This window comes from Wolbachia endosymbiont of Drosophila nikananu, assembly GCF_028981865.1.
GTDB lineage: Bacteria > Pseudomonadota > Alphaproteobacteria > Rickettsiales > Anaplasmataceae > Wolbachia > Wolbachia pipientis_B.
This window is the reverse complement of sequence record NZ_JAPQLL010000062.1, coordinates 1-15,085: the sequence shown is the minus strand read 5'-3', so window position 1 is coordinate 15,085 and position 15,085 is coordinate 1. Positions and strand designations below refer to the sequence as shown.

Annotated in this window: 15 protein-coding genes and 1 tRNA gene; 10 read left to right on the top strand and 6 right to left on the bottom strand. The window is 34.7% G+C overall.

Annotated elements, in window-relative coordinates:
- The first annotated feature begins 258 nt into the window (after window positions 1-258).
- The 5 genes from OZD67_RS04115 (at window position 259) to ruvC (ending at window position 4,529) form a co-directional block, all read left to right on the top strand.
- Complete coding sequence (locus OZD67_RS04115; RefSeq protein ID WP_182184072.1) at window positions 259-1,605, top strand: IS110 family RNA-guided transposase; 1,347 nt, start codon at window positions 259-261, stop codon at window positions 1,603-1,605.
- Window positions 1,606-1,789: 184 nt separating this feature from the next.
- Window positions 1,790-2,458 (top strand): TenA family protein, encoded by a 669-nt coding sequence (locus OZD67_RS04110; RefSeq protein ID WP_182183191.1) that lies wholly within the window; start codon window positions 1,790-1,792, stop codon window positions 2,456-2,458.
- A 47-nt stretch (window positions 2,459-2,505) separates the two neighbouring features.
- The gene (locus OZD67_RS04105; protein WP_182183192.1) at window positions 2,506-3,165 is read left to right on the top strand and encodes a TenA family protein; all 660 of its coding nucleotides are present in this window, start codon (window positions 2,506-2,508) and stop codon (window positions 3,163-3,165) included.
- Between the two features lie 47 nt (window positions 3,166-3,212).
- A complete protein-coding gene (locus OZD67_RS04100) occupies window positions 3,213-4,040 on the top strand; it encodes a cytochrome c oxidase subunit 3 (protein ID WP_182183194.1) in 828 nt (275 codons plus the stop codon).
- Window positions 4,041-4,529 (top strand): crossover junction endodeoxyribonuclease RuvC, encoded by a 489-nt coding sequence (ruvC, locus tag OZD67_RS04095; protein ID WP_182183196.1) that lies wholly within the window; start codon window positions 4,041-4,043, stop codon window positions 4,527-4,529.
- 44 nt (window positions 4,530-4,573) lie between these two features.
- Here the strand turns inward: ruvC and ruvX are convergent, their stop codons facing one another.
- Window positions 4,574-5,041, bottom strand: a complete 468-nt coding sequence (gene ruvX, locus OZD67_RS04090) for a Holliday junction resolvase RuvX (RefSeq protein WP_182183197.1) — start codon at window positions 5,039-5,041, stop codon at window positions 4,574-4,576.
- A gap of 920 nt (window positions 5,042-5,961) precedes the next feature.
- Between ruvX and gatB the strand changes: the two genes are divergently transcribed.
- The 4 genes from gatB to OZD67_RS04065 all read left to right on the top strand — a co-directional run bounded on the left by gatB (window position 5,962) and on the right by OZD67_RS04065 (window position 10,730).
- Window positions 5,962-7,386, top strand: a complete 1,425-nt coding sequence (gene gatB / locus OZD67_RS04080; RefSeq protein ID WP_182183199.1) for an Asp-tRNA(Asn)/Glu-tRNA(Gln) amidotransferase subunit GatB — start codon at window positions 5,962-5,964, stop codon at window positions 7,384-7,386.
- Between the two features lie 132 nt (window positions 7,387-7,518).
- Window positions 7,519-7,695 carry a hypothetical protein gene (locus OZD67_RS04075; protein ID WP_259346634.1) on the top strand — a complete coding sequence of 59 codons (177 nt, stop codon included), beginning with the start codon at window positions 7,519-7,521 and terminating at the stop codon, window positions 7,693-7,695.
- Window positions 7,696-7,713: 18 nt separating this feature from the next.
- On the top strand, window positions 7,714-9,333 hold the full coding sequence (locus OZD67_RS04070) for an NB-ARC domain-containing protein (RefSeq protein ID WP_259346635.1): 1,620 nt from the start codon (window positions 7,714-7,716) through the stop codon (window positions 9,331-9,333).
- Between the two features lie 14 nt (window positions 9,334-9,347).
- Window positions 9,348-10,730: an ankyrin repeat domain-containing protein gene (locus OZD67_RS04065; RefSeq protein ID WP_259346636.1), complete on the top strand. Its 1,383-nt coding sequence runs from the start codon at window positions 9,348-9,350 to the stop codon at window positions 10,728-10,730.
- 76 nt (window positions 10,731-10,806) lie between these two features.
- Here OZD67_RS04065 and OZD67_RS04060 read toward each other — a convergent pair whose 3' ends face one another.
- The 5 genes from OZD67_RS04060 to OZD67_RS04040 form a co-directional block, all read right to left on the bottom strand.
- On the bottom strand, window positions 10,807-11,226 hold the full coding sequence (locus tag OZD67_RS04060) for a YqaA family protein (protein WP_182183201.1): 420 nt from the start codon (window positions 11,224-11,226) through the stop codon (window positions 10,807-10,809).
- Between the two features lie 6 nt (window positions 11,227-11,232).
- Window positions 11,233-12,606, bottom strand: a complete 1,374-nt coding sequence (cysS, locus tag OZD67_RS04055; RefSeq protein WP_182183202.1) for a cysteine--tRNA ligase — start codon at window positions 12,604-12,606, stop codon at window positions 11,233-11,235.
- A complete protein-coding gene (locus tag OZD67_RS04050; protein WP_182183204.1) occupies window positions 12,599-13,255 on the bottom strand; it encodes an exopolysaccharide biosynthesis protein in 657 nt (218 codons plus the stop codon). The genes cysS and OZD67_RS04050 overlap by 8 nt, the downstream gene beginning before the upstream one ends.
- Window positions 13,256-13,421: 166 nt before the next feature.
- The gene (tatA, locus tag OZD67_RS04045) at window positions 13,422-13,589 is read right to left on the bottom strand and encodes a twin-arginine translocase TatA (RefSeq protein ID WP_006013840.1); all 168 of its coding nucleotides are present in this window, start codon (window positions 13,587-13,589) and stop codon (window positions 13,422-13,424) included.
- Window positions 13,590-13,762: 173 nt separating this feature from the next.
- On the bottom strand, window positions 13,763-14,491 hold the full coding sequence (locus OZD67_RS04040; RefSeq protein ID WP_182183206.1) for an ABC transporter ATP-binding protein: 729 nt from the start codon (window positions 14,489-14,491) through the stop codon (window positions 13,763-13,765).
- A gap of 148 nt (window positions 14,492-14,639) precedes the next feature.
- Here OZD67_RS04040 and OZD67_RS04035 point away from each other — a divergent pair.
- Window positions 14,640-14,716, top strand: a tRNA-Arg gene (locus tag OZD67_RS04035).
- Window positions 14,717-15,085: the final 369 nt, after the last annotated feature.

Genomic DNA, 15,085 nt, shown 5'->3' with positions numbered 1-15,085 from the left:
AACAAGGAAAAATCTTGTTAAACCTGAAAGAAACTATTTTATCCAGTGCTATAACAATTTTTAAATATAATTTATTAAGAAGTATTTTTGCAGTTATAACCGGACGCTCAATGGTGCTAGAGTGCCCGTTTGGGAGCATGGTTTTGGAGGAACGGTTAAACCACTGATGGAGTCTATTACGACTACCTCGATTAGAAGATTGTATAATCTAACCGTCCCAAGCTTAAATACTTCTTCATTATAAGTTATAGGAGGTCAATTACAATGACAAAAAGTAAATTAGAGGTAATGAATCCTGATGCAGCAGGGATAGATGTTGGTTCGGCTGTACATTATGTATGTATACCCGAGAGAAGAGATGAGCAACGTGTTCAAAAATTTGGCTGCTTCACTGAAGACCTTCATAATTTAGCAAGGTGGTTAAAAAAGTGTAAAGTTACAACCGTAGCGATGGAATCAACTGGTGTATATTGGATTCCTTTGTTTCAAATACTGGAATCTTACGGTTTTGAAGTTAAGTTGGTAAATGCGCGACATGTAAAAAATGTACCTGGGAGAAAGTCAGATGTTCAGGACTGTCAGTGGTTACAACAACTACATAGTTATGGATTACTCCAAGGGTCATTTAGGCCAGATAGCCAGATATGTGTATTGCGTAGTTACGTGCGACAACGTAAGAACCTCACTGAAAGTGCATCTACACATGTTCTGCGTATGCAGAAGGCATTAATTCAAATGAATATACAACTGCATAGAGTTATAAGAGATATAACAGGAGTAACTGGTATGAAAATTATCAAGGCTATAATTAAAGGCGAAAGAGATTCTGGGAAATTGGCTCAATTCAGGGATGCACGAATAAAAAATGATCAGTCTACTATAGCAAAAGCGTTAGCTGGCGATTATAGAGAGGAACATGTATTCACGCTAAAGCAAGAATTTGAACTATATAATATTTATCAAGAAAAAATAGCAGAATGTGATAGAAATATTGAGGTCTATTACAAAACGTTTGAAACAAAATCTAACGAAAGTAAACAGTTGAGTAAGGAAAAGAATAAGCACAGAAAAAGTAAGCCTGACTTTGCTTTGCACGAGGAACTGCACCGAATAACTGGTATGGATTTTACTAAAGTTCCAGGGCTTGATATACTAAGTATACAGACTATAATTTCAGAAACTGGTATAAACCATAATAAATGGTCAACAGAAAAACACTTTTCATCGTGGTTAGGACTCAGCCCTGCCAATAAAATTACAGGAGAAAAAGTGTTTAGCACAAGAACGCGTAAAGTCATTAATCGTGCTGCGAATGCATTTCGAATGGCTGCTAATTCTGTAGGAAATAGTAAAAGTTCATTGGGTGCATACTACAGGAGATTAAAAAAACGATTAGGAGCACCAAAAGCAATAACAGCTACTGCAAGAAAAATAGCATGCATATTTTATAGTATGCTCAAATACGGACAAGAATATGTAGAAAAAGGAATGGAATACTATGAAACACGATATAAGGAGAGAGCTGTAAAAAATTTGATCAAAAAGGCACGAGAATTTGGCTATACTTTAGTGCAACAAGAGGAGCTAGTTAAGGAAGTTTCTTAGAAGAATATGGACTTATCTGCTGAGTTTTGTAGAGAATTCAATATGGAAGATAAAAATAGAACTGCTTTAAAGTTTTAATTTATAGCTCGATACTGATATAATAGCTTATTATTAAAGTGTAATTAGATTTTTATAATAATTATATTATATTTATGGTAATTTTAATATTTATGAGGCTTACAAAATGCGTAATGATCCAAAAGAAGAGTTCTACGATATTGCTATAAGAGAATCATCTGACCTCATTGAAGAAATAAAAAAACATCCTTTCAATGTTGAATTGATGAACAATACGCTAGATTATGAAAAGTTCAAATTTTATCTTCAGCAGGATTTTTTGTATGTAGTGGACTGCACTCGTGCTTTATTGATTATTGCAGCTAAGTTTAATGATGTTGAAATAATGAATAAATTGATTTGTGTAGCTGTGGGCACTTTTGCCACACGAGATTACTATAGTAAACATTTTGCAGATTGTGGTTTATCTGATAGCCACAAAAAATCGAGATCTTGCTCGGCTTTTACTAACTTCTTCGTACGTATTGCATATCATAATTCTGTTGCTGAAGGTTTAGCAGCTTCTTATCCGTGTTTCTGTTTATATCAAATAGTTGTTTGTCATATTGTGAAAAGTAAGACTACTGCTGATAACAAATATCAAAAATGGATAGATTTTTTTAGCTCTGATGAGGCAAATACCATGATTGATGATGTAACTAGCATTATGAATAATCTATATGAAAAATCCAATAATGATGAACGAAAAAACATGCTAGGATTCTTTCGTGATGGGCTGCAGCTTGAGATGGAATTTTGGAATGAAGTGTATTATAAAGCAGGTAGCAACTTATGATCTAACATAGGATAACTCGTGTCAGAATCGTAGTTTTAGCATTTTATATGTTTAGTAGTATCATTAAGAGTTGTTATGGATCAAATCTTTTAAGGGATATAGTTAATCACCCTTTTAATGTTGAGTTGATGAACGGCACTTTAAATATAGAGAGTTTTAAGTTCTATATTCAGCAGGATGAGCTGTTTTTAGATGATTATATTCGTACCATATTGACTACTGCCTCCAGAATAGAAGATCATAATGATGTAATCCCTCTTGCTAAAGTGGCACAAGGTTCAATAGCTGTTAATAAGTTCTTGTGTGATCACTACTTTACTATATATGGTGTAAGGCATGGAAAAAAATCTCCTGCATGTTTCAATTTTACCAATTTTCTTTTATCCATCTCATATAGCGATACCTATGAAGCTATAACGGTTTTACATTCTTGCATGTTTATATACAAAACTGTTACTGATAATATGAAAAGTAGGTTCAAGGAAAATAACAAATATAAGGATTGGTTTGATTTTTATAGCGGTAGTTTAATGGAATATGGGTACGCTACTTTAGAGAATATTGTTGATAAATATTGCAAAAAGGTAGGAGTAAATGAAAGGAGTAGAATGCTTGAGTTATTTAGGATAAGCGCACAATTTGAGTTAGACTTTTGGGACAGTGCATATAATTTTTCAAGATCCAATCAATTTCCTAAGGAACATTGACAATTTTAAACTAATTTGTATCCTTAGTAAGTATTTTTTAAAATGCTATGAACAGTAAAGAACATGATTTTCATTTAGTGGCCCCAAGTCCTTGGCCAATTGCTATATCAGCAGCAATTCTTATTCTTGCACTTGGATTAGTTGGCGCGCTTCATAAACAAATTTTCGGAATGTTTTGTTTAGTTCTGGGAATCTCCGCAGTATTAGGGGTGCTGTTCTATTGGTGGAGAGATGTAATAAGGGAGGCCATTTATGATAAATGTCATACTACCATTGTAAAACATGGACTCAAATTTGCAATGTACTTATTTATTCTCTCGGAGGTCGTATTTTTTATAGTGTTCTTTTGTTCATTCTTTAAAGCCTGGCTTGATCCAGTTTTTTTATTTGAGGCGTTTTCTCCTGCAAAAAAAGTTGAATGGCCCCCTGAGGGAATTTTGCCACCTGATCCGTGGTCACTACCATTCATAAATACATTAATATTGTTGCTTTCTGGTACAACAATTACTTGGGCAAATCACTCTTTACTTGAAAATGATAAAAAGAGCATGATTAAAATGCTGTCCATAACTATATTGCTTGGGTTTTTTTTTATAATAGTGCAAGCAATAGAGTATCATGAAGCGAATTTTTCTCTACAAGAAACAGGAGAAAAGCTTATTTATACATCCAATTTTTATATGATTACCGGTTTTCACTGCGCACACGTTATAATAGGAATAATATTTTTATCAGTGTGTTTATTTAGAGCGCGGAAAGGCCAGTTTACACCTCAGGAACATTTGTGCTTTGAGTTTGCCTCCTGGTATTGGCACTTTGTAGATGTAGTCTGGATGTTTTTATTTTTGTTTGTCTATTGGTTAAGCGTTTATTAAGTGGTTAAAATAATAGGTCTAGATCCAGGGATAAGTAAGACGGGGTGGGCCATTATTGACCTAAACGAAAAAAATAATATTGAATTTTTGGGCAGCGGCACCATATCAACTGACAATAAGCTCAATACAGATGAACGCCTATATATGATTTTTGAACAATTAAAGAAAGTAATTTCCTTATACTCTCCGAATGAAGCTGCGGTGGAGAAAATTTTTGTTAATAAAAATCCTAAATCTTCACTAACTTTAGGATATGCAAGAGGGGTTGTAATTTTAGCGTTAAAAATAACAAAGCTAACTATGAATGAATATGATGCAAACTATGTAAAAAAAAGCATTACCGGAAATGGTCATGCTGATAAGGATCAGATTATATTTATGGTGAAGCAAATAGTTAAAAATTTGAGTATAAAATGCCACCATGCTGCTGATGCTCTTGCTGTAGCAATTTGTCATGCTTATACGAAAGGTTCTTGTTTTGTTGAGTAACTTTTATATGAGATTCAGTTTGAAGATTTCCAGATCTGGAAAAACTATTTGATTGTATTTATCTTGTCTAACATTCGTTGCAAAATAATACATGCGGAGATTTTATCATCTATTTTTTTCGATTTTGTGATTGATATGCCAGTAATTTTTAGTGTATGAGTTGCGATAGATGTTGAGAAGCTTTCGTCTTGTAAGTATATATTTACTTTATATTTTTTTATTATTTTATTTGCGAATTGGATTATGGTTTTACACCATTTAGTTTCTTGCTCGTCCATTTTTAATGGTAGTCCTATTACCATTGATCCAGCTTCATTTTCTTTGAATATTCTATGCAGATAACCTAAATCTTTGCTCATATTTTTCCTATAATATACACTATGAGCTGTGGCTATAAGCTGTGTTTTATCACTAAATGCTATACCTATTTGCTTTTCTCCCATGTCAAGGCACATTATGCGCTTATCTTTTGGAATAGACTTTAGAAACTCATCTGGATTTCTATGTAGCATCTATTAGACTTCCTTTAAAGTGACCTTACCCAGAAAAAGTAGAGAGAAAGTCAAGAAAATTTTTTACAAAAAGAATAATGAATCAAATTGCTCAGGAATGCAATAGACTTCTTGCATAACCCAAACTAAGTAGAAAAAAGGTATCATCTAAGTAGTTGACACTGGTTCACCTTATGGTGCAACCTCCCCTGTCATCCGAGTAGCTGACACTGGGATCTAGTCTTTATCATGCAGCCACTTATTTAAAGTTAAGTTTTCTGGATCCCAGTGTCTGGGCACTGGGATGACACCTGTAGCCTTACGTCATACCGCCACGGTATCTCCTTAGCATAGATCCCGCTGCGGGATGACGGTTGTCGTTTAGCTATAAACATTAAGAAATTTACCAAATAAAAAAAAAGGCAAAAGAAGCTCTAGTCATTGTCTATTTTCAGTATTGGCATTTTTTAAGTCTTAAACACCGCAATTTAGCTGCTTTTAAGTGCAACTAACCTTAGCTAAAATGTTTAAGAAATTTACTAAGCAGAAAAAAAGGCAAAAGAAACCCCGTGTTAGCTAGTTGTCACTCTCTAATCCTGCAAATTGGCGTACTATACTGTCTTAAACGACTTATAAGCGCGTTCCAGCTTATATAGGTAAAAACCCAGAAATGTTGTGAAGACATAAGGTGCACATAGTGCAAAAAATTAAAAATAAGACGCCAACTACGTTGTTTTCTTGNNNTTTAATCTGCACAGATGAAGATAACTGAATACCTTCACTATCATGATAAGGGGGCTGGCGAGGCTTGTCAAGTAAGTTTTTCGTTTAATTTTTCGTCCTGTTTCTACGGGTTGCATACCACTTAGCTAACATGAGTTTTGTTTTGACTTTTTGTGTTAATTTTGCAGAATATTAAGATTATCATTTAAATAAAATACATGACGAAAGAGGATTGGGAAGCGGTAATTGGGCTTGAGGTGCACGCTCAAGTTTCTTCTAATACGAAGCTATTTTCTAGCTCATCAACGGAGTTTGGTGCTGAGCATAACACTCAAGTTTCTCTAGTTGATGCAGCAATGCCAGGTACGCTGCCAATACTAAATTATTACTGCATAGAGCAAGCAATACGCACCGGTCTTGCACTTTCTGCAGAAATTAATAAGTGTTCTTACTTTGATCGGAAAAATTATTTTTATCCTGATTTACCGCAAGGTTACCAGATAACCCAATTTTTTGAGCCAATAGCTAAAAATGGTAGAGTATTTATCAACGACAATGAAAAGGAAATAAGAATTGCGAGAATTCATTTAGAGCAAGACGCAGGAAAGAGCGTTCATGAGGAAAGCAAAACTTATGTGGATTTAAATCGTGCAGGGGTTGCTTTAATGGAAATTGTTTCAGAACCAGATCTCCGTTCATCTGCAGAAGCTGCAGAATGCATGAAAAAATTGAGGCAGATTTTGCGTTACACTGGTTCGTGTGATGGTGATATGGAAAAGGGATCACTTCGTTGTGATGCAAATGTTTCTGTTCGCCTAAAAGGCAGTAGCACATTTGGCACTCGTTGTGAAATAAAAAATCTGAACTCGATACGTTATATTGTGCAAGCTATAGACTATGAAATACAAAGACAAATTGAAATTTTAGAAAGTGGAGAAGAAATAAGTCAAGATACCTTATTGTTTGATGTCGCTTTGGGAAAAACAAAAGTGATGAGAAGCAAAGAGGATGCAAGCGACTATAGATACTTCCCTGAGCCTGATTTATTACCTGTTGAGGTAAGCCAGGAGAAAATTGATTTAATTCAATCATCTTTGCCCGAGTTGCCAGATCAAAAAAAGCTGCGATACATTGAGGAATTAGGTATCAATGGATACGATGCAAATGTCATTACTTCCGATAAGGCGATTGCTGATTACTTTGAGGAATTGATAAAAAAACATGATTCAAAGCTCGCGGTCACCTGGTTAACTGTAGAGCTTTTCGGTCGTTTAAATAAAGCAAATATTGATATTATGAGCTCCCCAATCAAAGCAAATGCTTTGTCAGAACTCTTAGATTTTATCGTTGATGGAACGATCTCTGCTAAACTTGGTAAACAAGTTTTTGATATTATGTTTGAAACTGGAAAGCCTGCATCCCTTATTATAGAAGAGCAGGATCTCAAGCAAATAACTGACAAATGTCAAATTTCAGAGGTAATAGATAAAATCATCAATGACAACCAAGATAAAGTTCAAGAATACAAAAGCGGTAAAACAAGATTATACGGATTCTTTGTCGGTGAAGTCATGAAATTCACCAAGGGAAAAGCCAGCCCTGATATTGTGAACTTGGTTTTGAGTGAAAGATTAAGTAATTAGTCACATTTTTTTATTTACATAACAGCACATCTCGTAGATATTCCAAGGTCTTTGTTACGATATCTATATCTCATGATATATAACTTTTTTACCATTTGTTGGTACTATTTTTAAAATTATGTGAGGTTGAGGATGCTTGAAACTTATCCTGCTGGAGGGGTGAAAAACTTTATTCATGGTGTTGACTATCAAAAATTGTGGCTAATGCTGTTTTTTAGACGTGCAATGTATAGAAAGTACTTTTTCCGCTTAGCCACGGAAATGAGTTCGGCTGCAGGCTTTGACGATATTGTTTTCCGGTATGAGTAAAATGGGACAACAGTATATATGCTTATACAAGTTAAACATAAACAAGACGACAGCAAGAAGATCTGTGTAGGCGACTTATTGACAAAAAGTGGTGAACTTAACTTAGTAAAACATTTTGCTGCCTTTTTAGAAATTCGAGGTAATGAAGAATTCAAGGATAAAATAAAGGATTTTTTTATTGTTATAAATGTTGATTTTGACCGTGAAAGTCTAGCAAGCAAGGGAATTACAGTCGAAAAAATAGAAACACAAGATGAGTTTCTGAATATAGGTGATAGTGCAAAATATAAGCTTAGAGACTTACGTAATAATATTGCTCAATACTTAAAGCAAAGGATGAGTGCTGGAGGTAGGGAAGTAAGCGATGAAGAAATAAAAGGATTTTTAAATGAACTAGTGTTTGTAGTGAATTCGCCTAATGACGCTGAGCTAGAAAAGTTAATCAAAAATGAGATAAATGATGACTTGGCCAGAAGGTTCAAATACTTTGGTGATAATGACTCCGTTCTCAATGCCCTTTCCACAATGATGTCAAGTTGGATGAAGGATAAAAGGGGGCGTTTTCTCACACCAGAAGAAGGAGAAAAGTTTTTTCGAGAAGTTGAGCTGTGGGCTAGTACTTTAGGTAAGATAGAACAAGGAGTAGAAGAAGGGAACAAAAGAGCAATTAGAATAGAGGATAAAGTTGATAGGATAGGAGAAAAGGTAGAAATTTTAGTTAATGATCAACAAACACGTAAGGAGCCTATTCAGTTTAATATAGAATATTCAGTTGAGATGTTTGTTGGAAGAAAAAATGAATTGCAAGAAATATATAATAAATTGCAAGAAAGCACTAGCAACCCGATGGAAACATTGCGAGCTGTTGTCATTAGCGGTCCTGACGGAGTAGGGAAGAATGGATTGGCTATAGAATATGCTTATAAACGTAAAGAAGATTATGATGGTAACCTTGTACGGATAAATGCAGAAACACCAAAGGATCTTGAAGAGTCGTTTAAAGGATTAGCTAAAAAGCTAAATAAAAGATTACCTGAAGGTTCGAAAATTTCTATTACAGAAGAAGACACTGAACAAGAAAAGGGAATCAGGTCTGTTATTAAAGACGTATATAGGTATTTCGAAGATATAAAAAGTCTTTTTATTTTCGATAATGCAAGAGAATATAAATACATTAGAAAGTTTTTACCTTCATCTTTACATTCTAGACATAAAAAACCTTATGTTTTAATTACTTCTCATGATCAAAAATGGGATTCGGTAGAAGAAGGAGATATAAAAGTAATACGGTTAAATGAATTTTGTAAAACAGAAGCTTGCGAGTTTGTTAAAAAAGCTTTGAACATAGAGGACAATTTACAGGATCAGGAAATAGAAGAATTAACAGAAAAGCTGCAGTATGTTCCCTTGGCTTTAAAACAAGCAACCGTATATATTTGCAACAAAAATAAAAAATCAAAGTTGAGAGGTTATGGAAGATTTGAGGTAAGTGATTACTTAAAGGAGTCCCAACAACATACAAGAAAGTCACTTAAAGAAGGAGATTGTGAAGGCGAAGATCGTTATACTGAAGCAGTTTCAATAACTTGTAATACTACGATGACACATATACAAAAGAATATGGCTGTGAAGCGTTGAATATTCTGGAAACAATGGCTTATCTTATTCCTGACAAGATTTGTGTAGAAGAAATCTTTTCAAAGCTAATAACCAATGATAAAGAAAAGCTAAGGAGTGCTGTTGAGCTACTCGATAGATATTCAATGATTGACTTGAAAGAGGAAGTGGCAAGTATTCACAGAGTAGTGCAGGGAATAACTAGATTAAAATTACAAAAGGAGGGCCAAGAAGAAGTTCTAAGGAAAGCTTTGGAATTGATAAACAGTGGTGGTTTAGCACAAGGTAGTATGAGCCATATTGCATTTGTATGGGGATACGCAAGTACATACGGTAAGTTGATTGATAACTTTTACTTTAACTCATTTTGTGTATATGGAGGAACACTGTTCATAAGGAAAAGCACCCCTTTGCACTTGCTTGCTGAAAGTGGTGATTGTAAAGCAATTAGTGCAATAATAACACATATAGAAAAATATTACCCAGATGAATTGGTAAAAATTGTTAATGTTAAGGACAATCACGGTCAAACTTTGTTGCATATTGCTGCTAAGAGTGGAAATTTGAATGTAATGAAATGTCTAGTCAATAAAGGTGCTAGCGCTAATACTAAAGACAAATATGATAATACTCCATTGCATTCAGCTGCTTACGCTGGAGAATTGGACATAGTAAAATACCTGATTATTAAAAATAATAACATTAATGCTAAAGGAGAATATGGCAGGGCTCCATTACACATTGCTGCTATAAATGGAGATCTGGATATGCTGGAATATCTCATCAAAAAGTATGCTGATATTGATGCTAAAGACAACTATGGTATGACTCCATTATATTTAGCTGCTGGCATTGGGGAATTGGGTATAGTGGAACACCTCATTAATGAGGATGCTTATGTTGATGCTAGGAATGAACACTACATGACACCATTATTTTTTGCTGTTGAGAATGGAGAATTAAATGTAGTGAAGTGCCTAATTAAAAAAAATGTTAATGTTAATGCTAAGAATGAGTATGGCGAAACAGCATTACACCGCGCTATCTATAAGGCCACTTTCAGTGGAGACTTAAGAATAGTAGAGTGTCTAATCAATATAGGTGCTTTTGTTAATGCTGAGGATAAAAATGGCAGAACTCCATTACACTACTCTGCTTTATCTGGGAGCTACAATATTGCAGGATGCCTTATTCGAGAAGGTTCTGATGTTAATGGTAAGGATAAAGATGGCAACACTGCACTACACTTGGCTGTTATTAGGCAAAAGGTTGATATAACGAGGACGCTACTAAAACACAACGCAGACGTTAACGCCAAAAATAATGAAGGAAAGACAGCATTGTATTATGCAACTAACAATAATCACCAAGAACTTGTGGAATTGCTTTTAGCTCATGGTGCATCCTATGACTACTAGAAATTTTGCATTTAATTTATAGCTCCAGGCTATAGGATGACAGAAGTGGGCTTTAATAGCTGTAGTACTATAGCTGTTATACGCCAAAAGTAAGTATTAGATATAACAAATAGAAGAAATTAGATAGAATGACTAAAGGGGCAAGGATATAAAGGTTTAACTTGAAATAACCTGATAAAATTTGAATCACACTTCCAAGTGCTGGCACCCATGAAAGTAATGCAACTGCACAAATCAGTAGATTTCTTACGACTTTTGGTGTTGTGTGCTCGTTCTCTAGTTTGTGGTATGATTTTCGTATAGAGATTGTTATTCTACCCAAACACCAGTTAACTATTCCACCAAGGCTTGATCCTAGTACTCCAAAAAACAACATCAGTAGTAGATTGTGATGTGATCTAAAGTACAGCATAGCTTCAAACATAAAGCCTTGGTGTATAGGCAAGATTAACGATGATAATAGGCTGTCTTTAAACAGCAGAAAGTAATCTTCCATATAAGTTTACCAAGTTGTTGTACCATCTTCGTTGTCAGAAATTGTAATCCCCTTTTGTTTCAACTGATCCCTGATTTTGTCTGCAGTATCGTAATTTTTATTTTTTTTTGCAATTTTTCTTAAGTCTATCAATCTTTCTATTTCTTGATGACTCACACCAGCAGTAAACCACTCTTGATAACTTGACTCAAGAAGACCAATAAATCTGGCACTCTTAATAAAACTTTCAGTTAATTTAAGCTTTTCACTTTCATTACTCATTTTGTTAATTTTTGCAGCCATTTCATGTAATATAGCTAGAGCTTCAGGAATGTTTAAGTCGTTTTTTAAAGCGTCTATAAAATCTTTAAAAATCTCTGCATTACTTTCATCAATATTCGTTGTATCTAAGCCACGTAATAACCGATAAAATTTATTTAAGGTTTCCTGTGCATCAGAAATAACGTTTTCTGTCCAATCAAGTGGTTTTCTGTAGTGAGTTTTGAGCAGCACATAACGTATTACTTCACCCTTTATTCCACTATCTAGCAAACCTCTTACTTTGACTATATTAAATAAGGACTTGCTCATTTTTTCTTCACTTACTGTAAGAAAGCCGTTATGTATCCAGTATTTTGCAAACATTGATCCAGCAAATGCAGACTTACTCTGTGCAATTTCATTTTCATGGTGAGGAAATTGTAAATCTATGCCGCCACCATGAATATCAAAATCTTTGCCAAGATAAGCATATGACATTGCTGAGCATTCTATATGCCATCCAGGCCTGCCCTCTCCCCATGGGCTATCCCAATAACTTGAAAGTTTGTAGTCAATATCACTTGCAGGCTTCCACAGTACAAAATCTCCAGGGTGCTTTTTATTTTCATTAACTTTAACTCTGTTACCTGGAACCAATTCATCAGTTTTTTTTCCTGATAAAGCACCATATTCATGGTAAGATTCTATATTAAAATACACGTGTTTGTCAGATTCGTAAGCGTGGCCTGATTGCAGTAAATGTTCAATTAATTCTATAATATAATCTACGTTTTCTGTTGCTTTTGGCTCGTGTGTTGGCTCTTTACAATTTATGCTTTCCATATCATCATGAAAAGCTTTAATGTAATATGTGGTTATATTTTCTATGTTGCTATTTTTCTCGCTTGCTGCATTAATTATCTTATCATCAATGTCGGTTATGTTACGCACATAGGTAACTCTGCCATAACAAAACTTAAGTAGCTGAAATAACACATCATACACAACAACAGACCGTGCATTGCCTATATGTGCTGTGTCATATACTGTTGGTCCGCAAACATACATTTTCACATGATCTTTATCGATTGGTGTAAAAAGTTCCTTTTTTTTTGTTAAGGTGTTGTAAAGCCTAACCATATACGAAGCTTTTGAAAAAAGAAAATGCCCCAATGATAAGTTGTGGCCCTTTGACTACTACAACAAGAGTAAGCAATAGTCCACACAATGATGTTAAAATTCCCAATATGGATAGAAACCCATCTTTACTCATAATACCAAGTGAAATAAGAGTCGTACCAATTGCAGGAATAAAGTTGGTAAGAGGTAATGGAAGAGCTATTGATAATGCACAAAGCAACATTACAAAAGCTAAAATTTTTTCGCCAGGCCCATAGAAAATAAAAGACATTCTTGGTTTCATGAACTTTTCTATTTTTCTTAATGTTGGAGAAGTTTTCTCCACCACAAGAGCTAGTGTTGAACGCTGAAAAGATTTTCTTTCTAGCCAACTGGGCATCCAAGGAGAATCAAATCCAAATAAAAGCTGCAGCGAGAATAAGATTAAAGGTATAGAAAGAATAGTTGTATAACCAGGTGGAACCGGTATAGGCACCGATAGCGGCAAGGAGAAGATGATTATTAAAATACCAAAACCTCGCTCATGCAAAGCTGTTTTAATGTCAAACAAAGTTACTTTATCGCTATCATTGTTATTGGTATCTGCAACCTCTTTTAGAATATCAGAAGCTAGTTTTTTATCTTTAGTTAGTTTCTCACTTTTTTGCACAATTATCCTTTAATAAAATATTCCTCCTAAGCTAACATAGTTGTTGCTGTATTTCAATATTTGTTATTTATTTCATACCAACACTTCATCTCTTTCATTTTTTAACCTGACTAAGTTTTTAAACAGATGACATGCACTAAGGTGCATGTCACAAAGTATGAGGACGCTAACGATCTGGTTCATTAGACGATAATTTTTCTGAGTCCTTAAGCTCCTGTTTAAGGTTTTTAATGCCTTTTCCTAAATCACCCATAACTTGCGGTAATCTACCTGCACCAAACAGAACTAAAATTATTATTAAGACTAGAAACAATTGCCATGGTCCTAAACTCATTTTCACCTCCATTTAAAATATTGACCTTTAAATGTTAAAACTTGACTGAAGTCAAGTAACACATAGATTATATCACCTTTATTTAATTATAAATCAAGGTTTTTTAATTATTTTATAACAATTCCAAAATAGATTGTTTTCTTGCAGCGAATAAGTGGAAGCTTTTCGCTTAACTATAGAGTAGAGGAGAGCTCACTAAAAAACTTTGCTAGCGTATCATCTCTAGGCCTATGGTATATATCGCTAGAAACCCCTGATTGAATAATTTTACCATTTTTCATTACATAGATAAAATCTGCAACTTTCAATGCTTCTTGCGGGTCATGAGTTACCATTAGCACAGGGATATTTTTAGTTCTAAAAAGGGACAATATATGTTGTCTTATTCGGCACTTGAGCAGTATATCCAAATTAGAAAATGGTTCATCTAACAACACAACATCAGGGTTTTGTGCTATCACTCTTGCTATTGCAACTAATTGTTGCTGTCCTCCAGATAAGGCGTTAGGGTACATATTTTCATATTTTTCTATATTGAGTAACTTCAAGATTTCCAATGCAATTAGGTGCTTTTCTCTCTTGGAAGAGCTGCGGATAGCAAAGGTTATATTTTCTACTACTGTTTTGTGAGGAAATAATGCAGAATGCTGAAAAATCAATCCGATATTTCTATGCTCTATAGCGACTGATGCCTTATTGCTAGCAACTAACCTACCATTTATAAAAATAGTTCCAGATTTTGGATTTTCTATCCCTGCAATTAATTTCAAAATTGTTGACTTGCCACAGCCAGAATGCCCCAATAAACATGCAACACTTCCTTTTTTTACTTTAATGTTTATATTGCTTAAAGCAAAGTCGTCTTGATTGTTATAGAAATAACCAATGTTGTTAACTAGCATTAATCTTACTTAAACCATGTTATTAAATATAATAGCATTATCCTCAAGAAGTACAGAAATGTTTTTTGTCGTCATAAATTGGTTATGCAAGAAATCTAGAAAAGAGAAGGATTTTTTGCTATAACTTTACATAAATGGCAGGGAACACGGGACTATAGCTCAGCAGGATAGAGCGTTGGACTCCTAATCCGAAGGTCGTGCGTTCGAATCGCACTAGTCCCACCACATTGCTTCACAAATTTCATGGAGATTTTTTTTTCACAAATACACACACCTATTCCAGTGTCAAGCACTGGAATCTCGGCAACCCCTACGTCATCCCGCCGCGGTATCTCTAGATCCCGCTAACAAGCAGCGGAATGACGATTCTTCAAATCGTCAAGGTGTCATCCAAGTAGCCTTCTCTTCCTGTCATCCCAGTGCCCAGACACTGGGATCCAGGAAAAAGAATGATGTCATGAAAGTAGCTGACACTGGTTCCTTTATGACGGTGTCATCAGAGTAGCCCCTTTTTTGTCATCCCAGTGCTTGACACTGGGATCCAGAAGACGTAATTTCAACCAAGTGGCTGCATAATAAAGGCTGGATTCCAGT